The 23935-nt window shown below is 67.7% G+C and carries 17 protein-coding genes; 10 read left to right on the forward strand and 7 right to left on the reverse strand.

What is annotated here, in order from left to right:
• The first annotated feature begins 77 nt into the window (after window positions 1-77).
• The 3 genes from FA90_RS17770 to FA90_RS17780 all read left to right on the forward strand — a co-directional run bounded on the left by FA90_RS17770 (window position 78) and on the right by FA90_RS17780 (window position 3200).
• On the forward strand, window positions 78-1754 hold the full coding sequence (locus FA90_RS17770; RefSeq protein WP_036170958.1) for a carbamoyltransferase C-terminal domain-containing protein: 1677 nt from the start codon (window positions 78-80) through the stop codon (window positions 1752-1754).
• Between the two features lie 150 nt (window positions 1755-1904).
• The gene (locus FA90_RS17775) at window positions 1905-2117 is read left to right on the forward strand and encodes a hypothetical protein (protein ID WP_036170961.1); all 213 of its coding nucleotides are present in this window, start codon (window positions 1905-1907) and stop codon (window positions 2115-2117) included.
• A 30-nt stretch (window positions 2118-2147) separates the two neighbouring features.
• Complete coding sequence (locus FA90_RS17780; RefSeq protein ID WP_036170964.1) at window positions 2148-3200, forward strand: glycosyltransferase family 9 protein; 1053 nt, start codon at window positions 2148-2150, stop codon at window positions 3198-3200.
• Window positions 3201-3338: 138 nt separating this feature from the next.
• On the opposite strand, the gene FA90_RS17785 is transcribed toward FA90_RS17780, so the two are convergent.
• The 5 genes from FA90_RS17785 to FA90_RS17805 form a co-directional block, all read right to left on the reverse strand.
• Window positions 3339-4490: a glycosyltransferase family 9 protein gene (locus tag FA90_RS17785; protein ID WP_239700801.1), complete on the reverse strand. Its 1152-nt coding sequence runs from the start codon at window positions 4488-4490 to the stop codon at window positions 3339-3341.
• Window positions 4487-5506: a glycosyltransferase family A protein gene (locus tag FA90_RS27355; RefSeq protein ID WP_239700804.1), complete on the reverse strand. Its 1020-nt coding sequence runs from the start codon at window positions 5504-5506 to the stop codon at window positions 4487-4489. Before FA90_RS27355 ends, FA90_RS17785 begins: the two co-directional genes overlap by 4 nt.
• Window positions 5503-6126: a DUF4254 domain-containing protein gene (locus FA90_RS27360; RefSeq protein WP_051971895.1), complete on the reverse strand. Its 624-nt coding sequence runs from the start codon at window positions 6124-6126 to the stop codon at window positions 5503-5505. The genes FA90_RS27355 and FA90_RS27360 overlap by 4 nt, the downstream gene beginning before the upstream one ends.
• A 378-nt stretch (window positions 6127-6504) precedes the next feature.
• Window positions 6505-7665 carry an MFS transporter gene (locus FA90_RS17800; protein ID WP_239700807.1) on the reverse strand — a complete coding sequence of 387 codons (1161 nt, stop codon included), beginning with the start codon at window positions 7663-7665 and terminating at the stop codon, window positions 6505-6507.
• A gap of 341 nt (window positions 7666-8006) precedes the next feature.
• On the reverse strand, window positions 8007-8264 hold the full coding sequence (locus tag FA90_RS17805; protein ID WP_081933918.1) for a DUF3861 family protein: 258 nt from the start codon (window positions 8262-8264) through the stop codon (window positions 8007-8009).
• Between the two features lie 54 nt (window positions 8265-8318).
• Here FA90_RS17805 and FA90_RS17810 point away from each other — a divergent pair, with 54 nt between their 5' ends.
• The 7 genes from FA90_RS17810 (at window position 8319) to FA90_RS17840 (ending at window position 18973) form a co-directional block, all read left to right on the forward strand.
• The gene (locus tag FA90_RS17810; protein ID WP_197065324.1) at window positions 8319-8825 is read left to right on the forward strand and encodes a hypothetical protein; all 507 of its coding nucleotides are present in this window, start codon (window positions 8319-8321) and stop codon (window positions 8823-8825) included.
• 291 nt (window positions 8826-9116) lie between these two features.
• Entirely contained in the window at window positions 9117-9677 is a 561-nt protein-coding gene (locus FA90_RS17815; RefSeq protein ID WP_051971896.1) for a gluconokinase, read from the forward strand.
• 93 nt (window positions 9678-9770) lie between these two features.
• Complete coding sequence (locus tag FA90_RS17820) at window positions 9771-12860, forward strand: TonB-dependent siderophore receptor (RefSeq protein WP_036170968.1); 3090 nt, start codon at window positions 9771-9773, stop codon at window positions 12858-12860.
• Window positions 12861-12872: 12 nt separating this feature from the next.
• Window positions 12873-14183 (forward strand): gluconate:H+ symporter, encoded by a 1311-nt coding sequence (locus FA90_RS17825; protein WP_036170971.1) that lies wholly within the window; start codon window positions 12873-12875, stop codon window positions 14181-14183.
• Window positions 14184-14212: 29 nt separating this feature from the next.
• A complete protein-coding gene (locus tag FA90_RS17830; RefSeq protein ID WP_036170974.1) occupies window positions 14213-17263 on the forward strand; it encodes a glycosyl hydrolase family 28-related protein in 3051 nt (1016 codons plus the stop codon).
• Window positions 17264-17273: 10 nt separating this feature from the next.
• Window positions 17274-18206, forward strand: coding sequence for an alpha/beta hydrolase (locus FA90_RS17835; protein WP_036170977.1), 933 nt, complete (start codon window positions 17274-17276; stop codon window positions 18204-18206).
• Window positions 18203-18973 (forward strand): ThuA domain-containing protein, encoded by a 771-nt coding sequence (locus FA90_RS17840; RefSeq protein ID WP_051971897.1) that lies wholly within the window; start codon window positions 18203-18205, stop codon window positions 18971-18973. The genes FA90_RS17835 and FA90_RS17840 overlap by 4 nt, the downstream gene beginning before the upstream one ends.
• 107 nt (window positions 18974-19080) lie before the next feature.
• Here FA90_RS17840 and FA90_RS17845 read toward each other — a convergent pair whose 3' ends face one another.
• Both FA90_RS17845 and FA90_RS17850 read right to left on the reverse strand, forming a co-directional pair.
• Complete coding sequence (locus tag FA90_RS17845; protein WP_036170980.1) at window positions 19081-19905, reverse strand: alpha/beta fold hydrolase; 825 nt, start codon at window positions 19903-19905, stop codon at window positions 19081-19083.
• 89 nt (window positions 19906-19994) lie between these two features.
• Window positions 19995-23825, reverse strand: coding sequence for an ATP-binding protein (locus FA90_RS17850; protein WP_051971898.1), 3831 nt, complete (start codon window positions 23823-23825; stop codon window positions 19995-19997).
• Between the last annotated feature and the right edge of the window lie 110 nt (window positions 23826-23935).

The raw sequence follows: 23935 nt of genomic DNA on the forward strand, positions 1-23935 counted from the left end.
CCTTTCGCCGGAGCGCGAACTTATCCGACTCAGCACGCTCCAAGTCTTGGCTGGGCCATTGGAAGGAGGAGAAGACGATGATCGACGCACCCCTCGTACTCGGCGTCAACCGCACCCGGGACGCCAGCGTCTGCCTGATGCAGGGCGCGCACCTGCTGTGGGCGATCCAGAACGAGCGCCTGACGCGCCGCAGGCACCACCGGGGCCAGCTGGGGGATTTCCGCGAGTTCTACGGCCCGCGCCTGCCCTGGCCCGAGCGGCCGATCGACGTCGTGGTCGAATGCTTCTCGTCCGACGCCGACATGCGCAACCTGGCCCGGTACGACGAGGAGCTGGCCAGCACGCTGCGCCTGGCGCCCGATTGCCGGCGCGTGCGTATCTCGCACCACCTGGCCCACGTCTACAGCGTGTTCCACCCGTCGCCGTTTCGCGACGCCGCCGTGATGATCGTCGACGACCAGGGCAGCCAGGTCGCCGATCTGACCGACCACTGGAGCGGCGCCGCCTACGTGCCGGGCGACTGGCGCGAGGTCGCCTCGTTCTACCGCGCCGACCGCGAACGCGTGCTGTGCATCCGCAAGCAGCTGTGGGACCGCGACGACGCGCACCCGGTCGGCCTCGGCATGTTCTACTTCCTGCTGACCCAGGCCATGTTCCCCGGCGAAGGCAACGAGGGCAAGGTGATGGGCCTGGCCCCGCACGGCGACGCACGCGCGCTCGGACTGCCGCCGCTCGAGGTCGAATCGGGGCAGGTGCGCATCCCCGAGGGCTGGCGCGCGGTCCTGCGCGAGCGCGAACGCTTTCACTACGACCAGCCAGGCGTGGCGTTCACCGACTGCGCCAACCTGGCCGCGGCCGGCCAGCGCGCCTTCGAGGACGCCCTGCTCGAGGTGGCGCACTGGCTGCATCGGGAAACCGGCCTGCCCGACCTGTGCTTTGCCGGCGGCACCGCGCTGAACTGCTCGGCCAACGAACGCCTGCTGCGCGAGACGCCGTTCAAGGCCGTGTTCATCCCGCCCGCGCCGAGCGACGCCGGCACCGCCCTCGGCTGCGCCGTCTATGGACTGACCGAGGCCGCCGGCCGGAGCGGCGCCTACCGCTGGAGCCAGGACTACCTTGGACCGGCGCCCGAGCGCAGCGCGATCGACGCGGCGCTGCTCGAGCGCGACGACATCAGCATCGAACACCTGTCCGGCCGCGATGCCCTGTGCGCACGTATGCTCGACCACCTGCGCAGCCAGCGCGTGCTCGGCCTCTACCAGGGCGCCAGCGAATTCGGTCCGCGCGCGCTCGGCCACCGCAGCATCCTGGCCGACCCGCGCCATGCCGTCATGCGCGACTGGATCAACGCCCGGGTCAAGCAGCGCGAATGGTTCCGCCCGCTCGCATCGGCCGTTCTCGAGGAGCGCGCCGCCGCCTGGTTCGATTTGCCGGGCCCGTCCCCGTTCATGCAGTTCGCGGCGCCGGTGCGCCCGCAGATGGCGGCGCAGGTGCAGGCCATCACGCACGTCGACGGCACCGCGCGCCTGCAGACGGCCGGCCCGGAGGATGATGTGCTGCTGCGCAGCCTGCTCGGCGGTTTCGAGGCGCGCACCGGTGTGCCGATCCTGCTCAACACCTCGTTCCACGGCAAGGACGAACCGATCGTCGAAGCGCCGGCCGAAGCGCTGGCTGCGTTCCGCCGCATGCCGCTGCACGCGCTGGCGATGCCGCCCTTCCTGATCACCAAACGCGTCGAGCCGGAGTTGCCGTGATCCGCGCCTATCCGAGGGCGCCCAGCGTGGCGCCCGGCGCGGCGCTGTACCCGCATGTCGCCTCCGATCGTCCGCGTTTTCGCGTCGCCTTGTACCGCTGGGCTGACGGGCCGCAGCTGATGCGCCGCTCCGACTGGCTGCCCGGCGCCGATGCCCCTGAACGCGGACCAGGACTGGGACTGGCCGGCCTATGCCTTCGCGATTCCCGCCGACTGTCGATCGAGTGTCTACGTCGCCGATCTCGAGGAAGAGGGCCGCAAGCGCGGTTTCGATGTGGCGCGCGGCTGGGGCGCGGCGTGCGCGCGCGACCGCCGGGTCGCACGGATCACGCAAAACGTGCTCGACCATCTGCTGCGCGCTTGACGCCGCCACTCAGTACTCCTGGAGAACGCCATGTACCGCCGACCGTTTTTGCAGCGCACGGCCCCGTCGTCCGTGGTCGTGTTCCGTGCGCTCCAGCTGGGCGACATGCTGTGCGCCGTTCCGGCCCTGCGCGCACTGCGCAACGCCCTGCCGCGCGCCCACATCGCGCTGGTCGGACTACCGTGGGCGCAGCAGTTCGCCGAGCGCTTTCCCGGCTACCTAGACGAATTCATCCCCTTTCCCGGCCACCCGCTGCTGCCCGAGCAACCGGTCCGGCACGAGGCGCTGGCCAGCTTTTATGCCGGCGTGTGCGCGCGCCAGTTCGCGCTGGCGATCCAGCTGCACGGCAGCGGTGACGTGAGCAACGACATCGTCAGCGGTTTCGGCGCCGACGTCATGGCCGGCTTCTGCCGTGGCGAGGCCGTCGTGCGCGAGCGCGCCATGATGCTGTCCTACCCCGACACCGGCACCGAGCCGGAACGTCTGCTGGCGCTGATGACGCAGCTCGGCGCCGATCCGGCCGGCGAGCAGCTCGAATTCCCGCTGTCGCGCCACGACGAAGACGAACTGGCCGCCAGCGGCATCGTCCGCGACCTGGCCGAAGGCCGCTATTTCTGCATTCACCCGGGCGCGCGCCACCGCGACAAATGCTGGCCCGCCGCCCACTTCGCCGACGTCGGCGACCGCATCGCCACCGAGTTCGGCCTGCGTCCCGTGCTGACCGGCTCGGCCGCGGAAGCCGACCTCACCGCCGATGTGGCGGCGCACATGCGCCACGAGCCACTCAATGCCGCCGCCCCGATCTCGATCGGCGCGATGGCGGTGTTGCTGCGCGGCGCCCGCCTGCTGCTGTGCAACGACACCGGCGTGTCCCACATCGCGGCAGGCCTGAAGCTGAAAAGCGTGGTCATCTTCAACAAGGCCGACATCGCGCGCTGGGCCCCGCTCGACCGGCTTACCCATCGCTGCATCTGGGACCCGACCGCCGAGCGCGCCGCGATGGTCTTGCAGCACGCGCGCGCCCTGCTGTCCGGCACCGCACCCAGCCGGCAGCGCAGCGTGGGCATGTGGCCGTATTGGTGATGCTGCTGGCTGCTGGCTGCTGGCTGCTGGCTGCTACCTTCCCTGCCCGCTCGCGCTGCCGCTGTCGATGCAGGCCGCGTGACGCAAAAAATGCACATCGGCTGACGCAACCGGCAACGGCTGGTGGCGCTCCCTCGGTCAGCGCCCGCCCGCCGCGTTTGCATGCGCGCCCCCGGGCGCGAGCACCCGCGCGTGTGGGTAGGCGTGCGGGTGCGGGTGCGCGAGCGCCGTGCGCGCCAGCGCCGCCACCTGTTCCAGGCTGACGTCGTCGACGAAGCTGGGGTCGTGCGCACAGCGGCTTTTCAGGTTGTCCTGCCCGCACACGGCACACCGGGTGGTGGAGGCCACCGCCAGGTACAAAAGCGATGGATGCAGCGGCATGCCCTCGAGCGCATTGGTCAGCCAGAAGATGCCGACACTCGGCACCCCCAACGCCAGCGCCAGATGCAGCGGTCCGGTGTCGTTGGAGACGACCAGCGCAGCGCGCGCGAGCAGGCCGCACAGGCCACCCAGGCCGAGCCTGCCGGCGAGCGGCGTCGCCGGGTGGCGCATCTGGCCGATCACGGCATCCACCAGCGCCGCCTCGTCGGGCGAACCATTGACCAGGACGCGCATGCCCATGGCAGCCAGCACGTCGCCGAGCGCCGCAAAGCGCTGTGTTGGCCAGCAGCGGCGCGGGTCGGTCGAGCCGGGCTGCAGCAGCACCAGGCGCTCGCCGGGCAGCGCCGGCAGCAGCGCCGCCGCTTCCCGGCGGTCGGCATCCGTGAGCGTCAGTTCGGGCAGTGTCAAAGACCGGGGCCGGGCGCCGACCAGTCCGGCAATCTCGAGCAGCGCCAGCCGGCGCGGCATCGGTTCGCGGTAGGCGATCCAGCGCTCGAGCGCCGGCGCCCCCGGGGCGCGCCAGCCGGCGGTGAGGCGTGCGCCCAGGCGCGCCAGAAAGGCATTCGAATGACGCCCGCCGCCGAACATCTGCAAGGCCAGGTCGAAGCGCTCGCCGCGCATCCGATTGACGAAAGCCGCGATGGCCGGTTCGGCGACGCACGCATCGACCGGAACGCCGACGCCCGGCACGGGCGGGAGCTCGACGACGCGGTCCACCGGCCCCGGCCGGCCAGTGAGAAAATCGCGGTGCCAGGCTTTACCCATCAGTACGAGCTCGGCCTTTGGATACGCCGCTTTCAGGGCGTGCAAGGCCGGCAGCGCGAAGACGAAATCGCCGACCGCGTTCGGGCGCAATACGGCGATCTTGGCGACGTCATCGACCAGATCGTGTCCGGAACGCGCGGTCACGGCGTGACTCCGGACGGTGGCGCCGTGACATGCACGGGCTGCGGCGCTGGATGGGCTGCTTGCTTCGAGTCGGATTGAAAGTCGGATTGAAAGTCGGATTGAGACTCGGGCTGCGACTTCAGCTGCGACGCCGGCTGCGACGCCGGCTGGGCCTCGGCTTGCGACCCGAGCGGCAGCACGTACGGCGCATCGATCGCGCGCGCCGTAACCGTGGTCGGCAATTCCATGTGATAGGCGCCGGAGGGCAGGATCGCGCAGCCGCCGAAGCGCGCCATCACGCGCTGCTGGGCCAGCACGTCCTCGCCGCAGTGCTGAGATGGCAGCGCCGGCCAGAAATCGAAGCCGCCGGCAGCGTGCAGCATGGCGCGGTCGAACATCACGCAGCCGCCGACCCAGGCGACCTTGTAGCGCCGTGTTTCCTGCTTGTCCGGACGGCCATCCGCGCCTGTGCCGCACAGGTTCGACTGTACGTGGAACAGGTTGGCGGCGCTGTGCAGGTGATGGCGCGTCCAGGCCGAGGTGCCGGGATGGACGGCTTCCGGCATGACAGGGCCTTCCCAGAATTCGATCGTTTCCTGGAGCGGCCGCCGCTCGCCCAGGTAGCTCAAGCCATGCAGCGCGCTGCCGACGAAGCCGCAGCCCTCGCTGCGAATCACGGCATGCAGGCGCGCCATCAGGTCGGGCTCGAGGAGGACGTCGTCGTCGACGAACAGGCAATAGCGCGCGCCGGCCTGGGCCAGCAGGAACGCACGCTGCTCGGCCATGCCGCGCAGCACTGGGCGGCGATGCGTCTCGACCCTGCGACCGGTGGCGCGCAGGTAGCGCAGCACGGCCTGCACCTCCGCGCACGCGCGCGCGTCGGCGCCGTCGGACTGGTCGGCGATGACGATGCGCAGCGCCGGCCAGCTTTGCGCCCCGAGCATGGCCAGCGTCACGGCCAGCGCCGCCGGACGATTACAGGTCGGCACCAGAACGTCGATGACTTCGGGCGCGCCGGCTCCCATGGACGCGTTCATGGGACGGCCCTGCCGCCGGCCTGCGCCTGGCCGTTGAGGTAGGGATTCAGGGCCGGATCGTTGTACATCTTGAATTGGCGGTAGACCTTGAAGTAGGCGCGGCCGGCGCGCGCATCGGCAAGCAGCGTGTCGAGGCAAGCCATCAGGTCGTGGCGTTGTATCAGCAGCCGCTCGAGCTTCATGGTGCAAGCGTGCACGTGCTCGTCGCCGGCATCGATGCGCAGAGTCTGCACGCGCATGTGGTGGATCTTGAGCGCAAGGATCGACAGCCGGTCGATCATGGCGCCCGGGGTTTCGCTCGACATGCGCGCGCCGGCTTGAGGTGCGATGCCGGACAGGCTGGCCAGCAGGGCTTCGTCGATGGCCTCGACGGCGTCGTTGCGCTTCTGGTTGTAGCGGTCGATCAAGCGCTTGCCGGCGGCGATTTCGGCCGGCGGCACGTCGAGCCGGCGTGCGCGGTCTTCCTCGCGCCAGAGCAGACCGTTGTAACGGTGGTTGGCATCGATCCATTGCCAGATGGCGGACTGGACCGGAGTGCGCGAGAGCATCGGCCAGTCGCGCTCGCTCAACTGGCGGTCATGCAGCCATACCACCGCTGCCGCATCGATTTGGTTTTCCATGGCGTCTCGATCCTGGTCAAGTCAGCGACATGGTTTGGAGTTCTCAGGCGTGCTGGAGTTCGCATGGACGCGCCGGCGCTTGGCGCAGCGCAAATGCCCTCGATTCCGGGCGAACCCGGCCGCCGACGCCCTGCCTAAGCCTTAACAAGAGACGCAGCTCGCGCCGGAAACCGAAGCGCGCATCGGGCGCAGGCCGGCATGGAAACGAAAACACGAACGAAAAAAAGGGCGGCGCCGGTGGCGACCGCCCTGCAAAGGAAGAGGAGGAATGAAACAAACTACTGTTACGGCAACAGCTACTGCAGAGACAACAAACTACGGGACCACAAACCACGGTAAAACAAACCTTTACTGCACAAGCCTTTACTGCACGAACCCTTACTTCAGCATGCGGGCACGGCTCGCCACGTAGGCGATCAGGGCAGCGAGGCCGCCGACGTAGGCGATGGCGATCTGCATGCCCATGCCCTGGGCGATGGCGCCGATCACCGGCGGGCCCATCAGGCTGCCGCTGTAGGCCATGCTTGCCACGCCTGCCAGGGCGGCCGGGCCTTGGGCGCCTGCTGCGCTGAACACGAACGGAAACACCAGCGACATGCCGAGACCGGCGACGGCGAAGCCGAACAGGGCGAAGTAGGCATTCGGCGACAGCACGGCGAAGAACAGGCCGGCTGCGCCGAGCATCGCGCCACTGGTCACCAGCGGACGGGCGCCGTAGCGGACTTTCAGCTTGTCGCCGACCAGGCGGGCCAGCAGCATCATGACCGAGAACGACGACAGGGCCAGCGGCGCCATGCCTTCCGACGCGCCGAAGTGCTCTTTCAGGAACACGCCGCTCCAGTCGGCGATGCTGCCTTCGGCCATCGAGCCGAGGAAGCCCAGCACGCCCAGGAACAGCAGCGGGCCGCGCGGCAGCGAGAATTTCTTCTTCTCGACGGTCTGGCCGGGTTGATCGGCTTCCAGCATGGTGTAGGCGACGTACAGCACGAAGGCCAGCGGCACGGCCAGCATCATGAAGTGGGTGGCCGGCTTGATGTGCAGGCTGGCCATCAGGCTGCCAAGGGTCGCGCCCGCCAGGCCACCGGCACAGCCGAGGCCGTGCAGCTTCGACAGTTCCGATTTGCCGGTACGCAGTTCGCGGCTGGTCGCGGCCGAGTTGATCGCGACGTCGAACGTACTGGCGGTGATGCCCAGGCTCAGCACGGCCATCATCAGCAGCGGCACGGTCGGTGCGACGCCGATGGCGATCAGCACGCACAGCAGCGCCAGGCCCGAGAACAGCAGGGTCTTGCGTGCGCCGAGCGAGCCCATCATGCGCGACGAGATCGGATACGACGCCACGGCGCCCAGGCCGCCGCACAGCAGCACCATCGACAGCGCCGAGTGCGACACGTGCACGCGCTCCGCCATCGACGGGATACGGCCGGCCCACGAGCCCATGATCAGGCCGAACAGGCTGAACAGGACCGGCAGCGCGAATTGCTGTGCTTGCGCGCGGGACAAGTAACGCGAAGTACTGGTACGAGCAGGGGTTTGCATTTGTTTGTTTTTTGAGAAATCGGTCTTCTGAAAAGCCAAACGCCAACCATAAGTAGTTGGCGTCTGGAAACTGATAGGTGGAATTCTACGCGTGTTCGACCGATTTTGCTTTGCTGCGAGGAAAAAAATTCGTAACCGTTTGCAAGCGGGTACCGAAGCGTTGTGGATTATCGACAGGTGCAATAAAAAGCGGCAAAAAGCATGCAAGAACTGCGCTTTTACTGCTCAGTTAGGCGAAAAAGAGCGGTGATACCTGCCATTCGCATGCGTGATAACGCACCGCCGGCGTAACTGGAAGTCGGCAGGCAAACGTTTGCAATGTGTCTTTGGACGCGGACGAATCAGCCGTCGGAAGGCGTGTTTGCGGCCTTCATCCTTGCCTTGAACGCGCCGATGAATCCGCGGTAGGGTTCGACGATCGGCTCGAACAGCGGGTCTTTGCGATGCTGCAGCATGACTTCGCCGAACAGCTTCATGCCCAGTGCCAGCGCGGCGGCCGTGTCGGCATCGAAGACGCCGCTGCGTTGCACATCTGCGATGCCCGCAAAGGGGCGATGTGGCCATTCTGCCCGCATCCCGGACGGGACTTCGCCCGCCATGGCTTACATCATGGCTTACACTACAGGCAAGCCGATCCATTCTACGGAGATACCATGACACGCATCCTGTTCGCATTCCTGCTCGCCGCCAGCTGCGGCGCCGCCATGGCCGACGAGCGCCAGGCCTGCGCCGCGGCCGACGGCAGTTATCTCACCGGGCAAGTCGTCAATGGGCCGAAGTTAGTGCATGGCCAGTTCCGCCAGGGCGTCGAGCTGTCGCACACCCACGTCAAGCTGCGCGCCGACCAGGACGGCCGCGTGTACGACGTGGCGATCGACGACGTGTTCGCCAACGGCTACCGCCCAGGCCAGCGCGGCGTGCCGGCGCCGCTCGACGCGATCCGCGAAGGCGACCGTCTGGAATTGTGCGGTCAACTCTACGATACCGGGGTCGGCATTCACTTCGTGCATACCAACTGCGGCGCACGTCCGACCGAAAACCATCCCGACGGCTGGATCAAGATCCTCGATGGACGCGGCGCGCCCGGACCCAACCTCGAAGCCGGCACCGGCTATTGCGGCCTGTTCGGGTCGAATTCAGGTCACCGCGCGCGGCATTGAAGCCGGTGCGCTGATACGACAGCGAAGCCAAAAACCGGCGCAAGCGTGCGATAAACGCCACACCCGCACAGCCAATAAAAGAAACTTTATTGCTGCGCACAATTGATAGCGCTATCAAGACATTGCCCTCTCATCTTTACAGATTTGGCTGGACGTTCTACCCAAATCGCGTAGGACTTGGCTAGACAATACTGCTGCGCAGCATAAATACCGGTTTACAGAACTGCTGGGTTGTTGAAGACTTAATACAAATGATAGCGCTAACGGTAGCGCAAAAAAACTGGAGACGACATGGCATCAGCAAGCAATGCTGCCCAGCCGGGCCATTCCGGCCGCTGGGTGATGATGGGCGTCAGCGGTTGCGGCAAGAGCACGATCGGCGCCGCGCTGGCACATCACTTCGACGTTCCTTTCCTCGAAGGCGACGCCTTCCATCCGGCCGAGAACGTCGCCAAGATGTCGGCCGGCACGCCGCTGGACGATACCGACCGCGCCGGCTGGCTGCAAGTGCTGGCCGCCGAGATCCGCCAGGCGCGCGACCAGGGCACCGGCCTCGTACTCTCATGCTCGGCGCTCAAGCGCCACTACCGCGACCTGCTGCGCCAGGCCGATCCGGAATTGCGCTTCGTGCACCTGAACGGTCCGCGTCCCCTCATTTCCGAACGCATGCAGGCGCGCGTCGGCCATTACATGCCGCCTTCGCTGCTGGATAGCCAGCTGGGCATCTTGGAGCCGCTGCAGAGCGACGAAGCCGGCGTCACCCTCGACATCGCGCTGCCGCCGGAGCAGCTGCTCGAGCACATCACCGAATCGACCAAAAGGACGGACCAGGCACCCAACAAATGTAGCTAGTAGCTAATGAGTAGTTTAGCGTCGCATCCAGGCGTAGCCGGCCCACCGTCCGAGGCGGGCGCGCCAACCCCTTTATATAAGAACGGAGACACCATGCGTACACCACTACAGAGGACCTTGATCAACCTCGCTGTCGCCAGCGCCTGCGGCATCCTCGCCGCCAGCGCTCATGCACAAACCCAGGCGCAGCAAACCCAGGATCAGCAAAACCAGACCGGCGCCGCCCCTGTGGACGCGAACGCGGCCGCACCAGCCGCGCCGGCAGCCGCAGCGCCGACCGCCAGCGACGCCCAAGCCGTCGCCCCGGTCAATGCCCAGCAATTCAGCGAGACGGTCCAGGCGGCCCAACCGGCGTCCTCGTCCGGCGGCGTGAACACCGTCGTCGTCTCGGGTTCGCGCATCGCCTCACGCGGCTTCACCCAGCCGACCCCGACCACCACCCTGAGCGCCGCCGACCTCGAAAAGGCCGCCCAGCCGAACATGTTCGAGACTCTGGCCGAATTGCCGGCCCTGCAGGGCTCGACCGGCCGCACCACCAGCACCAACAGCACCAGCTCGGGCATCCAGGGCCTGTCGTCGCTGTCGCTGCGCGGTCTCGGTCCGATCCGTACGCTGACCCTGCTCGACGGCCAGCGCGTGGTCGGCGCCAACGTCACCGGCGTCACCGACGTCAGCCAGTTCCCGCAGCTGCTCGTGAAGCGTGTCGACGTGGTGACCGGCGGCGCCTCGGCCTCCTACGGTTCCGATGCGGTCGGCGGTGTGGTCAACTTCATCACCGACAAGAAATTCAACGGTTTCAAGACCAACATCCAGGGCGGCGAGACCAAGTACCACGACGACAAGAACGGCACCCTCCAGGCAGCCTGGGGCCGCGGCTTCATGGATGACCGCGGCCACATCGAGGTCAGCGGCGAGTTCACCAAGGAAAACGGCATCGATGCGCCCGGCTTCGGCGAAGTCGGTGCGAACGGCCGCAGCTGGTACCGCAACACGGTGTTCGTGCGCCGTCCGACTTCGCAGACCACCGACGGCAAGCCCGAGTACATGGTGGTCGACCATGCCCAGCAGTACCAGTATGCCGGCTACGGCCTGATCACCAGCGGCCCGCTGCAGGGCACGGCTTTTGGTGCGGGCGGCGCCCCCTATAAATTCCAGTACGGCTCGAATGGCGTACCGGACGGCAAAGGCGGCGTCACCGGTTGCGTGAACCCGTTCTGCGTCGGCGGCGACTTGTCCGGCAGCGTCGGCGCCGGCACCAACCTGGCGATGAATTTCAAGCGCCAGGTGCTCTACACGCGCGCGTCCTGGGACCTCGATGCGGACAACGAGATCTATGTCACCGGCAACTGGGCGCAGGTGCGCTCGCAGTTCACGCCGAACCCGGGCGCGGCCAAGCAGGCCAACCTGAGCATCAAGTGCGACAACGCCTTCCTGCCAGCCTCGATCGCGGCCGGTTGCGCGTCCGGCTACCCGAGCGGCGCGATGCAGTTCGGCACCTCGAACGAGGAATTCCCGGCCAACATCGACGTGCACCCGACCCGCACCCAGCGCCGTGTGGTGGTCGGCGGCGACGGCAAGTTCAACCTGTTCGGCAAGGACTGGTCGTACGACAGCTACGCCGAATATGGCGAGAACACGACCGTGATCGACGTCCACAACAACACACTGATCCCACGCTACAACGCCGCGATCGACGCGATCCGCCTGGCCGACGGCAGCATCGTCTGCCGCGATCCGGTCGCGCGCGCCGCCGGCTGCGTGCCGCTGAACATCATCGGCAACAACCCGGTGTCGGCCGCGACCTGGAACTACGTGGCGCCGTACGACGGTCCGCGCCAGCACACCAACCAGAGCCAGGACGTGCTGAGCGCGAACTTCAACGGCGAAGTCTGGCAAGGCTGGGCCGGTCCGCTGGCCATGGCCTTCGGCGCCGAATGGCGCCGCGAGCAATACACCGTGCAGGGCGACCCATACGGCGCCGGCGTGTCGCCGGATTCGATCAACTATGCCGCCTACGGCAGCGATCCGACCCTGAACACGGCGGTCGGCAATAACTGGTACTCGGGCAACTATCACAACGGCGAAGGCGCCTACACGGTGCGCGAAGCCTACGTCGAATTCAACCTGCCGGTGCTGAAGTCGGCCACGTGGGGCGAGGCCAACCTGAACGTCGCCGACCGCCAGACCAAGTACAGCACCGCCGGCAGCGTCGGCAGCTGGAAGCTCGGCGCGACCTGGAAAACCCCGATCGACGGCCTGCGCCTGCGTGCGGTCAGCTCGAAAGACGTGCGCGCGCCCAACCTGTCGGAACTGTTCGCCGCGCCGGTGGTGGTCAACAACCAGGTGCAATACCAGGGCAATGCGATCAGCGTCCAGCAGCGCACCCTCGGCAACACCGACCTGCGTCCGGAGATCGGCCGCAACAACTCGTTCGGCATCGTGCTGTCCCAGCCGAGCTGGGCGCCGGGCTTCAACCTGTCGGTCGACTATTACGACATCAAGGTCAGCAACGTCATCTCGACGCTGTCGATCCAGCAGGAAGTCGACCTGTGCACCAACGGCAACCAGGACGTCTGCAAGGCGGTCGTGCTCAACAGCCCGGGCAACAACTACGTCAACGTGCAGAACTTCAACCTGGCGTCGCTGCACAACAAGGGCGTCGACATCGAGACCGCTTACCGCCACAACCTGAGCGACTTCGGCCTGCCGGGCGCGTTCACGGTACGCGGCCTGGCCACGCGCACCCTGCACTTCATCACCGATTCGGGCGTGCTCGGCACCATCCCGAGCGAAGGCGCGGGCGTGAACCTGGGCAGCACCCCGAAATGGAAGCTGCTGGCCTCGCAATCCTGGGACACCGACAAGGCCAGCCTGACGCTGACCGAGCGCTGGTTCAGCGCCGGCGTGTACAGCAACGAGTACATCGAATGCCAGACCAATTGCCCGGTGTCGACGCTGATCCACCCGACCATTTACGACAACCACATGGCGGGCGCGACCTACATCGACCTCGGCGGCAGCTACAATGTGTCGAAGCAAATGATGCTGTACTTCAAGATCGACAACCTGGCCGACCGCGATCCGGTGGCGGCCCCGCAGGCCAACCCGAGTTTTGCGGTCAATCCGACCTTGTACGACGTGATCGGACGGACCTACCGCGCCGGCCTGCGTTACAACTTCTGATCGGGGTTCGATGTGTGGAACGTAGTTTCCGTAGTACTGGCGGTGGGCCTGCTGACGCTCATGATCGCCTGGGGCAAGGTGCAGCCGCTGCTGGCCTTCGTGGTGGCGGCGGTGGTTGCCGCCGTCCTGCTCGGGATGCCGGCGGCTAAAATCCCCGGCGCGATCGAAAAGGGCATCGGCGACCTGCTCGGCTCGTTGGTGGTGGTGATCTGCGTCGGCGCGGTGTTCGGCAAGCTGATCGCCGACAGCGGCGCCGCGCGGCGCATCGCCACCAGCCTGGTGTCGGGCCTCGGCCCGGCCCGCATCCCGATCGCGATGACCATCACCGGTTTCGTGGTCGGGATGCCGCTGTACTACAACGTCGGCTTCGTGCTGATGATCCCGCTGATCTTCTCGCTGGTGGCGCAGTCGGGCCGGCCGGCGGTGGCGCTCGGGATGCCGCTGCTGGCCGGCCTGTCGATCGCGCACGGCTTCCTGCCGCCGCACCCGTCGGCGACCGCGCTGGTGGCCGCCGTGCACGCCGACATCGGCACCACGCTGGTCTACGGCCTGATGGTGGCGATCCCGACTCTGATCATCGCCGGGCCACTGTTCGCGATGACGCTGACCCGCATCCGCGGCACGCCGGCGCAGATCTTCACGACTGCCCAGGTGCCCGACCATGAACTGCCGGGCGCCTTCAACAGCTTCGCCACCGCGCTGCTGCCGGTGGTGCTGCTGGCGGCGCTGACGCTGGTCACGCTGGCACGTCCCGACCTCGCCAAGCCGCTCGCCTTTCTTTCCAGCCCGCTGGTAGTGATGCTGGTGTCGTACGGCGTGGCGGTGGTGTCGCTCGGCCTCGCGCGCGGGCGCACGCTGCCGCAGGTGATGGGCTCGGCGCAGGAGGCGCTGCGCGAGATCGCGCCGATCCTGCTGATCATCGCCGGCGCCGGCGGCCTGAAACAGGTGCTGACCGATTCCGGCGTGAGCGCCCAGTTGGGCGCGCAATTGGCCAGCCTGCCGGTGCCGCCGCTGCTGCTCGGCTGGGCCGTGGCGACCGTGATCCGCATCTGCCTCGGTTCGGCCACCGTGGCCGGCGTCACCGCCGCGGGCGTCATCGAACCGCTGGTGCAGACCACGCACTGCAACCCGAACCTGATGGTGCTGGCGGTCGGCGCGGGCAGCCTGATGTGCAGCCACGTCAACGATTCCGGCTTCTGGATGTTCAAGGAATATTTTGGCTTGTCGCTCAAGGACACCTTCCGCTCATGGTCGCTGATGGAGACCCTGGTCGGCGTGTTCGGTTTGATCTTCGTACTGATTCTGTCGCTGTTCATCAGCTGACCACAATAAAGAATAACCAGGAGACAATCATGAAAACAAAACCGTTCGCCCTGCATGCAGTGGCGCTGGCCGCCATGCTCGTCGCCGGCGCAGCCGCCGTGCCGGCCATCGCCGCACCGGCTTCCGTGTCCGCTTTCCAGACCATGCCCGAAGACCCGCGCGCGGTCGTCGTGCACGCCAAGGGCGATGGCGTCAGCGACGACACCGACGCGATCCAGCAGGCGATCAACAGCGCCTCGAACAAGGAAGAAGGCGGCGTCGTGTTCCTGCCCTCGGGCCGCTACCGCATCACCAGGACCATCCTGATCCCGCTGGCGGTACGCGTGTACGGCGTCGGCGCGAAGCGGCCGGTGTTCGTGCTGGCGCCGAACACCCCGGGCTTCCAGAAGGGCGTGGCCAATATGGTGATCTTCACCGGCGGCGACCAGAACCGCGTCGGCAAGGTGCCGATGCCGGTGCCGTCCGCGGTGCCGTTCAGCGCCGAGGAAGGCAAAGCGGTCCGCGACGCCAACTCCTCGACCTTCTATTCGGTGCTGTCGAACGTCGACTTCGAAGTCGGCAAGGGCAACCCGGCCGCCAGCGCGATCCGCATGCACACGGCCCAGCACTCGAACATCAGCCACATCGATTTCCACATGGGCGACGGCCTGGCCGGCGTCTACCAGGTCGGCAACGTCGCCTACGACTTGAAGTTTTATGGGGGCCGCTACGGCATCCTGGCCGAAAAGACCTCCCCGGCCTGGCAGTTCACGCTGCTCGACTCGCATTTCGAGGGCCAGCGCGACGCCGCCATCCGCGAGCACGAAGCCGGCCTCACGCTGGTCAACACGGACATCCGCGACACCCCGGTCGGCATCGACATCGACCGCGGCTACGGCGACTGGATGTGGGGCAAGGACGTGCGCTTCGAGAACGTCAGCAAGGCCGCGGTCGTGATCAGCAACGAGAACAACGTTTATACGCAGGTCGGCTTCGATCACGCCAGCGCGCGCAACGTGCCGACCTTCGCCCAATTCCGCGACAGCGGCAAGACCATCAAAGCCGATGGCCGCAACTACCAGGTCAGCGAATTCAACTACGGCCTGTTCCTGCCGGGCCTGGGCACCCAGGGCCAGTTCTCGACCAACTTCAAGACCGCGCCGCTGGCGTCCTCGCGCGCCCCCGCGCCCGCGCTGCGCACGCTGCCGCCGACGAAAGAGTGGGTCAACGTGCACACCCTCGGCGCCAAGGGCGACGGCGTCAGCGACGACACCGCCGCGATCCAGAAGGCGATCGACACCCACCGCGTGGTCTACCTGCCGCAGGGCTTCTATCAGGTCAACGACACCATCCGCATGAAGCCGGACACCGTGATCGTCGGCCTGCATCCGGGCCTGACCCAGCTGCTGCTGCCGAACGGCTCGGCGCTGTACCAGGGCGCCGACGGTCCCAAGGCGCTGCTCGAGAGCGCGAAAGGCGGCGACGCCATCGTGTCCGGCATCGGCCTGGCCACCGGCGAAGTCAACAACCGCGCCGTGGCCCTGCTGTGGCGCGCCGGCGAGCGCTCGATGGTCGACGACGTGCGCATCCAGGGCGGCCACGGCACCCGACTGTACGACGGCAACCGTTCCGACCCGTACAAGAAGAGCGCCAACTTCGACACCACCGCCTGGTGGGACCGCCAGTACCCGAGCGTCTGGGTGACCGACAATGGCGGCGGCACCTTCAATGGCATCTGGTCGCCCAGCACCTACGCGCAGGCCGGCTTCTACGTCACCAACACCAGCACGCCGGGCCACGTGTACGAACTCTCGGCCGAGCACCACATCCGCAACGAGATCGTGCTGGACGGCGTGAAGAACTGGGAATTCCTGGCGCCGCAGACCGAGGAAGAAGTCCGCGACGGCATGGACTCGGTGTCCTTCAACATCCGCAATTCGCAGAACATCCTGGTGGCGAACTACCACTCCTACCGCGTGACGCGCTCGATCAAGCCGGCCCTGTCGGCGGCGCTGGTCGAGAACTCGAGCGGCATCCGTTTCCGCAACGTGGCGGTCAACGGCGAGAGCGGCCTGGCCACCTGCGACGAGAACGGCTGCGCCACTTACCTGCGCGCTTCCAAGTACCCGTACGAGAACGCGATCGTCGACGTGACCCACGGCCTGCAGGTGCGCGAGCGCGAGTTCGCGGTGCTCGACTACGACGGCAAGCAGACCACCGCGCCGGCGCCGATGACGCAAGCAAAAGTCGACAAGCTGCAGGACGGCTTTTATTCGATCGCCGGCGGCGTGGTCGACGCCCAGGGCCGCCTGTACTTCGTCGACCGCTGGTTCAAGCACATCTTCAGTTACCTGGATGGCGAAGGCATGAAGGTAGTGCGCGACGCCCCGCTCGACCCGGTCAACCTGCAGATCGACCGCAGCGGCAATTTGATGGTGCTGTCCTCGTACGGCAAGGAAGCGACCGTGTACAGCTTCAAGCCGGGCACGCCGGGCACCGAAGTCACGGTGATCAAGCCGACCCCGGTCGCGCAGCACGCGGGCGCGCGCGTGGCCCTGCCCGTGAATTTCTGGCAGAACGCCGAGTTCCAGGACCAGCTCAACCCGGATACCTACGAGTTCACCACGCTGTCCGAGATGTTCGCGCGCGACGTGGCGAAGCCGAAGGCGCAGGAATACGTGTCGCCGGACGGCAGCCTGGTGCTGCCGGCCTTCCGCGTGCTGCGCCAGGGGCCGTTCGACCACCTCGGCTACCGCTGGTCGGACACGCTCCAGACCCACGGCCTGGTCGCCGCACCGGTCGGCCAGCGCGTGGTGTTTACCAACGGTTCGGAAAACCGCACCTTCAGCGGCCTGGTCGGCCAAGGCGGCGCGATCACCGACCTGAAACAGGTGGCCGACCGCGGCGGCGAAAGCGCGGCGGTGGGCCCGGACGGCAAGGTGTACGTGGCCAACGGCCAGGTGTTCGTGTACGGCGCCGATGGCAAGCAGACGGGCCGCATCGACGTGCCGGCACGTCCGCTGCAGGTGATCTTCGGCGGCGCCGACGGCCGCACGCTGTACATCCTGACCCACCACGCGCTGTACTCGACCCGCGTCTGAGGAGACCTGCATGAAGATCCATAACGTGATTCTGGCGGCGAGTCTGGCGCTGGCCGGCTTCGGTACGGCAGCGCTGGCCCAGCAGCAGGCCGCGCCGGCGGTGTTTCAACTCTGGCCGAACGGCGCGCCCGGTTCCGAAAAACACCACGGCGAAGCCGAGAAGCTGGTCGACGGCGCCTACCCGGTCAACATCCACGACCCGTCGCTGACGGTGGTGCGCGCCGATCCGCGCCACGCCAACGGCGCGGCCGTGGTGGTGGTGCCGGGCGGCGGCCATCGTATCCTGGTGTTCCAGAACGAAGGCATCGCCGCGGCCAAGAACCTGAACCGCATCGGCGTGACCGCCTTCGTCCTGAAGTACCGGCTGGCGCGCGACGACAGCAGCGGCGCCCTGCCCGGCTACACGATCGAGGGCGATGCCGCCGGCGACCTGCGGCGCGCGCTGCGCTGGGTGCGCGCGCACGCGGCCGAGTACGGGGTCGATCCGCACCGCGTCGGCGTGATGGGCTTTTCGGCCGGCGGCGAACTGGTGTCGCTGGTGGCGGACAATCCGGAGCCGGCAGGTCCGAACACCGCGGCAAGCAAGCGCGATGCCGTCGACCAGCAGAGCGCGCGGCCCGACTTCCAGGTGCTGATCTACCCGGGCCCGCTCGGCTCGCCGGCCAAGGCCGTCAACAATGCGCCGCCGGCCTTCATCGCGGCGGGCTCCAAGGACAAATGCTGCATGCCGCCTGCCATCGGGCTGTACCAGCAGCTGACCGCGGCCGGCGTCTCGGCCGAGCTGCACCTGTACGCCGAGACCGACCACGCTTTCAACGTCGGCCAGCGCGGCGAGCGCGTCTCGATCCAGCACTGGCCGGACCGCCTGTCCGACTGGCTCGCCGACGGCGGCTGGCTGGTGCCGCACAACGGCCAGGCGCCGCAAGGGGTGCCGGCGCCATGATCAAACGCGCGCTGCCGCTGCTTGCCGTGTCCGCGGCGCTGGCGCTGCCGGCGAGCGCGGCGTGGGCCGACGGCCAGTTCAAGGTGCTGGTGCTGGCCATCCCCAACAAGTACCACTACGAGTACATCCCGATCGCGCGCGACAGCCTGGAGCACCTGGCCAGGCTGCACGCCTTCGAGATGACGTACACCAACCAGACCGGCGTGTTCGACGGCGACCTGAAGCAGTACGCCGCCGTGGTCTTCCTGAACACGCCCGGCGAGGAGCTCAACCCTGCGCAGCGCCGCCATTTCGAGGACTACATGCGCGCCGGCGGCAATGCGATGGTCGTGCACCGCGCCGCGATCACGCCGCCGAACGGCTGGGTATGGTACGAAAAGCTGGTCGGGCGCAGTTTCAAGATTCATCCGATGGTGCAGACCGCAGCGGTGGACACGGTGGACGCCGGCTTTCCGGCCACCTTCGGCATCCCGAAGCGCTGGATCTGGAGCGACGAATGGTACGAGACCACCAATCCCTACCAGGTCGCGATCCACCCGGTGCTGAACGTCGACGAGTCGACCTACGATCCGACCCGGATCTGGCCGGGCCAGGTCGCGACCGGCATGGGCAAGGATCATCCCGTCGCCTGGCAGCACCGCTATGAAGGCGGCCGCGTGTTCGTGACCCTGCTCGGCCACAACGGCGAGATGTACCGCGACCCGCAATACCTGTCGCACCTGCTGGGCGGATTGTGGTGGGCCGCCACCGGCAAAGGCGCCCTTTAACACGCCCCCTACCGAGTTCTTTGGAAGTCCCTTTTGCCCCGGCGTTTTGCGGCGCCGGGGATTTTTTTGCCTGCTCGTTTTGCCTGCTTATTTTGTGTGCTTCTGGCTCAGGTCTTCAAAAAGGCCAGCATGATGGCGTTGAGCTGCTCCGGATGGGTCGCCGCGAAGCCGTGCGGGGCGCCGCCCACGATCTGGAGCCGGCTGCCCGGGATCATCTCGTGCGAGCGCTGGCCGGACACGGCGAGCGGCACCACATGGTCGGCGTCGCCGTGCGCGACCAGGGTCGGCACGTCGAACTTGGCCAGGTCGGCGCGGAAATCGGTCTCGCCGAACGCGACGATGCACTGCGCCGTCGCCAGCGGCGAGGCGCCCCAGGCGATCCACTTGCTGAAGGCCAGCAGGTCCTGGGCGTCTTCGGCGTTCTTGTCGACGTTGTAAAAGCCGGGGAAGAAGTCGCGCAGGAAGGCGATGCGATCCTTGCGCACGCCTTCCAGCATGCCGTCGAACACCGATTTGTCGACGCCTTCCGGGTTGTCCCCGGTCTTGAGCAGGAACGGCGGCACGGCGCCCAGCAGCATCGCCTTGGCCACGCGTTCGGTGCCGTAGCGGCCGATGTAGCGCGCCACCTCGCCGCCGCCCATCGAGAAGCCGGCGATGACGGCGTCGCGCAGGTCCAGCTGCGTCATCAGGTCGTTCAGGTCGGCGGCGAAGGTGTCGTAGTCGTAGCCGCCGGTCGGACGGCCCGATTCGCCGAAGCCGCGGCGGTCGTAGGCGATCACGCGAAAGCCGGACTCGGACAGGGCCGTGATCTGCGACTCCCACATGCGATAGCTGAGCGGCCAGCCATGGATCAGGACCACGGGCTGACCCTGGCCCTGTTCGTAGTAATACAGCTCGGTCGGATTCGGGCCGGAGGTCTGGATGCGGGGCATGGCGTTCCTTTCATTGCGGGCGATCGGTTTGCGGAAACGGCAGTGTAATCCTGCCGTCCCCGGCGCTACGCACGCTTGCCCGCAGGAACTCAGGTACGCGCGGCGGCGTCCTGCAGCAGCTGCTCGACCTTGGCGAAATCGGCCGGCTTGGTGAGGTGAGCGTCGAAGCCGGCCTCGCTCGAGCGCTGGCGGTCCTGCTCGGCGCCCCAGCCGGTCAATGCGATCAGGGTCGCCTGCGCCATGCCGGGCAGCGCGCGCATCGAGCGCGCCACCTCGAAGCCGCTCTGGTCGGGCAGGCCGATGTCGAGCAAGACCACCTGCGGCGGCTGGCGCCCCGCCACCGCCAGCGCCGAGGCGCCGTCGTGCGCCACCGAGACCGCGTGGCCGGTCATCTCGAGCAGGGCGCCGAGCGTCTGGGCGGCGTCGACGTTGTCGTCGACCACCAGCACGCGCAAGCCGGCGGCGCCGGGCGCGGGCGCGGCATCCGGCACCGATGGCTCGGGCGCCAGCGCCTGTTGCGCCAGCGGCAGGCGCACCGTGAAGCGGCTGCCCTGTCCGGTGCCGCCGCTCTCGGCGCCGACGCGGCCGCCGTGCAGCTCGACCAGGCGCTTGACCAGGTTCAGGCCGACACCCAGGCCGCCCTGCGCCATCGTGTGGTGCGCCTGCGCCTGCACGTACATGTCGAACACGTGCGGCAGCAGGTCGGCGCCGATGCCGATGCCGTTGTCCGACACCGAGATCGCCACTTCGTTCTCGGCGACCCGCGCCGCGACTTCGATATGCCCGCCCTTGGGCGTGTACTTGGCTGCATTGTTGACCAGGTTGCTCAGCACCTGGGCGATGCGGTGGCGGTCGACGCACAGCGCGATCGACGTCGGCGGCAGGCGCAGCTCGAGGCGATGGTCGCCGGCGGTCACCAGCGGCATGCTGATCTCGAGCGCGTCGTGCACCACCTCGTCCAGCAGCACCGGCGCCAGGCGCAGCTCGACCTTGCCCTCGGACAGGCGCGCCATGTCGAGCAGGTCGTCGACCAGGCGCACCATGTGGTCGACCTGGCGCTGCATCATCTCCTGCACCTTGGCGCCGCCCGGTGCGCCGCTCTTGATGCGCATCAGCTCGAGGCCGGTGCGGATCGGCGCCAGCGGGTTGCGCAGCTCGTGCGCCAGCGTGAACAGGAACTCGCTCTGCATGCGGTTCTTTTCGGTCAGCTCGCCGGCCAGGCGCTGCAGTTCGTGCTCGAGCAGCACGCGCTCGTGCACGTCGATCACGGTGCCGACGAAACCGGCCGGCTGGCCATGCTCGTCGAGGCGCGGCGTACCGGCGTCGACCACCCAGCGGTAGCTGCCGTCGCGCATGCGCAGGCGGTAGTCCTCGGCATGCGCCGTAAGCGCGGCATACGCCCCGGCGAAACCGTCGCGCACGCGCTGGCGGTCGTCCGGATGGACGTTTTCGGTCCAGCCCTGGCCCAGGTCCTGTTCCGGCGAGCGGCCGGTGTAGTCGTACCAGCGCTGGCTCAGGTAGGTACAGTAGCCGCTGCTGTCGGTGGTCCACAGGATCACCGGGGCGACGTCGACCAGCGAGCGGAAATAGGTTTCGCGCAGCGCCCGCTCATGCTGCTGGTGGCGCCGTTCGCGCGCCAGGGCGACCTGGCGCTGCACGCGCGCCAGCAGCTCGTTGGCGGCGAAGGGCTTGATCAGGTAGTCGTCGGCGCCGGCCTGCAGGCCCTCGACCTTGGCTTCCTCGCCGGCGCGCGCGGACAGCAGGATCACGGCCAGGTCGTGCAGGACCGGCGTGGCGCGGATCTTGGCGATCAGGCCGAAGCCGTCCAGCTTGGGCATCATCACGTCGCTCAGCAGCAGGTCGGGCGGATCGCTCAGCAGGTGTTCGTAGGCGGCCTGGCCGTCGGCGCACACGCTCACCTCGGCGTGCGGGTCGAGCAGCGACTTCAGGTAGGCGCGCATGTCGTTGTTGTCGTCGGCGATCAGGATGCGCGGCGGCCGCTCGGCCGGCTGCAGCAGACCAGCGCCCCCGACGGCGACAGCCGCCGGCGCCGGCTGCGCACCCGGCTCGTCCGGCAGCCAGCGCAGCGCTTCCTCGACGAAGGCGGCGCCGATGCGCGCGGCGCCCGAGGCCGGCGTGGCCGGCTCCACGGCGGCGGCCGCATGGACGATGCGCTCCTCCGGCAGGTGCGCGTGGCCGAACGGGATGTCGACGTCGAAGCAGGTGCCCTGGCCCGGCGTGCTGCGCACCGCGATGGCGCCGCCGTGCAGGCGCACCAGTTCCTGGATCAGCGCCAGGCCGATGCCGGTGCCCTCGTAGGTGCGGCCGGGCGTGCCTTCGATGCGGTGGAAGCGCTCGAACACGCGCGGCAGCTCGGCCTCGGGGATGCCGCTGCCGGTGTCGCACACGCTCAGTCGCGCCATGCCCTCATGCCGGCCCAGCGTGACCGTGACCCCGCCCTGCAGCGTGAACTTGAAAGCGTTCGACAGCAGGTTGAAGACGATCTTTTCCCACATGTCGCGGTCGACGTACACGTCCTGGCCCAGGTCGTGCAGCTCGAGCGTATAGGCCAGGCCGCCCTTGGCCATGGCCGATTCGAACACGCTGGCCAGGTCCGCGGTCAGGCGCGTCAGGTCGAGCGGCTCGTAGGACGCCTGCACGCGCCCGGCCTCGATGCGCGAAAAATCGAGCAGCGAGTTCACAAGCTTGAGCAGGCGCAGCGAATTGCGGTGGGTGACGTCGATGCGGCGCCGCTGGATCGGGCCGAGCGGCTCGTCCTGGTCGGACAGGGCATCGTCGAGCGGGCCCAGGATCAGCGTCAGCGGGGTGCGGAACTCGTGCGAGACGTTGGAGAAGAAGGCCGTTTTGGCGCGGTCGATCGCGGCCAGCTCCTCGGCGCGGCGCTGCTCCTTTTCGTAGGCGATCACGTTGCCGACCGCGGTGTTGACGGCCGCGCCCAGCAGCTCGTAGAAGTTCAGGTAAGCCGCATCCAGCGCGCGCGCGGCGCTGACGCCCGCCACCAGGAAGCCGAACAGTTCCTGCTGGCCCGGCACCGTGACCGGCAGTACCACGGCCGCATCCGGGGCGGCCTCGTACGGGCCGCAGCGCACGTCGCCGAAACGCGCGCGCAGGCCGTCGACCTGCTGCGGCAGGCGCGCCTGTGCGGCGCGCGCGAACGGCCACAGCGTGTCGTCGACGTCGGCCATTACCGGCGCCAGCGCGCGATGGTGATCGAGGCCGGCGCCGCCGCGCAGCATCAGCTTGCCGCTGTCGGGGTCGAACTGGTACAGCAGCGCGAACGGCAGGTCCAGCTCCAGGCTGGCGTACTGGCCGCCGATGTCGTGGGCGATGTCGCCGATCGTGCGCGCGTCGGCGATCGCCACGCTCAGGTCGCGCAGGCATTGCGTGCGGCGCGCGTTCAGCACCGTCGCCGTGGCTTCCGAGATCGGGTGGAAGATGCCGCCGACCTCGCCCGACTCGTCGCGGATCGGCGAGAACGAGAAGGTCATGAAGGCTTCCTCGAGGTAGCCGTGGCGCTCGAGGAACATGCGCTGGTCGCGGATGTACACGCCCTCGCCCTTGTGCGCGCGCTCGAACTTGTCGCCGACCACCGGCATCGCCGCGGCCCAGATCTCCTTGAACGCGCCGCCCATCGAGCGCGGGTGCAGGTCGCCGCAGATCGGGCGGTAGGCGTCGTTGTAGATCTGGATGTCGTCCGGGCCCCAGGCGATCAGGATCGGGAAGGTCGACGACAGGCACAGGCTGACCGAGGTGCGCAGGCTCTGCGGCCAGGTCTGCGGCGGACCGAGCGGGGTCTTCGACCAGTCCATCGAACGGATCAGTTCTCCCATTTCCCCGCCGCCGGTGAGCCAGCTCAGGTCGTCGTGCATGGCGGGCGTCGAGGGGTTTACAGGAGACATGGATGTCAAGACTTTACGTGCAGGAAATTAAATGATAAGCGCCACGTATTGTAGACGAACCCAGCTGAAGTCTTCCGAAAATTAAAAAGGCGACAATACAAGCCCCGCCT

The sequence above is a fragment of the Massilia sp. 9096 genome, from assembly GCF_000745265.1.
Lineage (GTDB): Bacteria > Pseudomonadota > Gammaproteobacteria > Burkholderiales > Burkholderiaceae_D > Telluria.

What these genes read in the sequence shown, in the direction of transcription:
- FA90_RS17775 (WP_036170961.1), top strand. Translation starts at nt 1,905, where the DNA reads ATGCCCCTGAACGCGGACCAGGACTGGGACTGGCCGGCCTATGCCTTC.
- FA90_RS17820 (WP_036170968.1), top strand. Translation starts at nt 9,771, where the DNA reads ATGCGTACACCACTACAGAGGACCTTGATCAACCTCGCTGTCGCCAGC.
- FA90_RS17780 (WP_036170964.1), top strand. Translation starts at nt 2,148, where the DNA reads ATGTACCGCCGACCGTTTTTGCAGCGCACGGCCCCGTCGTCCGTGGTC.
- FA90_RS17850 (WP_051971898.1), bottom strand. Translation starts at nt 23,825, where the DNA reads ATGTCTCCTGTAAACCCCTCGACGCCCGCCATGCACGACGACCTGAGC.
- FA90_RS17800 (WP_239700807.1), bottom strand. Translation starts at nt 7,665, where the DNA reads ATGCAAACCCCTGCTCGTACCAGTACTTCGCGTTACTTGTCCCGCGCG.
- FA90_RS17840 (WP_051971897.1), top strand. Translation starts at nt 18,203, where the DNA reads ATGATCAAACGCGCGCTGCCGCTGCTTGCCGTGTCCGCGGCGCTGGCG.
- FA90_RS27355 (WP_239700804.1), bottom strand. Translation starts at nt 5,506, where the DNA reads ATGAACGCGTCCATGGGAGCCGGCGCGCCCGAAGTCATCGACGTTCTG.
- FA90_RS17835 (WP_036170977.1), top strand. Translation starts at nt 17,274, where the DNA reads ATGAAGATCCATAACGTGATTCTGGCGGCGAGTCTGGCGCTGGCCGGC.
- FA90_RS17830 (WP_036170974.1), top strand. Translation starts at nt 14,213, where the DNA reads ATGAAAACAAAACCGTTCGCCCTGCATGCAGTGGCGCTGGCCGCCATG.
- FA90_RS17805 (WP_081933918.1), bottom strand. Translation starts at nt 8,264, where the DNA reads ATGGCGGGCGAAGTCCCGTCCGGGATGCGGGCAGAATGGCCACATCGC.
- FA90_RS27360 (WP_051971895.1), bottom strand. Translation starts at nt 6,126, where the DNA reads ATGGAAAACCAAATCGATGCGGCAGCGGTGGTATGGCTGCATGACCGC.
- FA90_RS17770 (WP_036170958.1), top strand. Translation starts at nt 78, where the DNA reads ATGATCGACGCACCCCTCGTACTCGGCGTCAACCGCACCCGGGACGCC.
- FA90_RS17815 (WP_051971896.1), top strand. Translation starts at nt 9,117, where the DNA reads ATGGCATCAGCAAGCAATGCTGCCCAGCCGGGCCATTCCGGCCGCTGG.
- FA90_RS17810 (WP_197065324.1), top strand. Translation starts at nt 8,319, where the DNA reads ATGACACGCATCCTGTTCGCATTCCTGCTCGCCGCCAGCTGCGGCGCC.
- FA90_RS17845 (WP_036170980.1), bottom strand. Translation starts at nt 19,905, where the DNA reads ATGCCCCGCATCCAGACCTCCGGCCCGAATCCGACCGAGCTGTATTAC.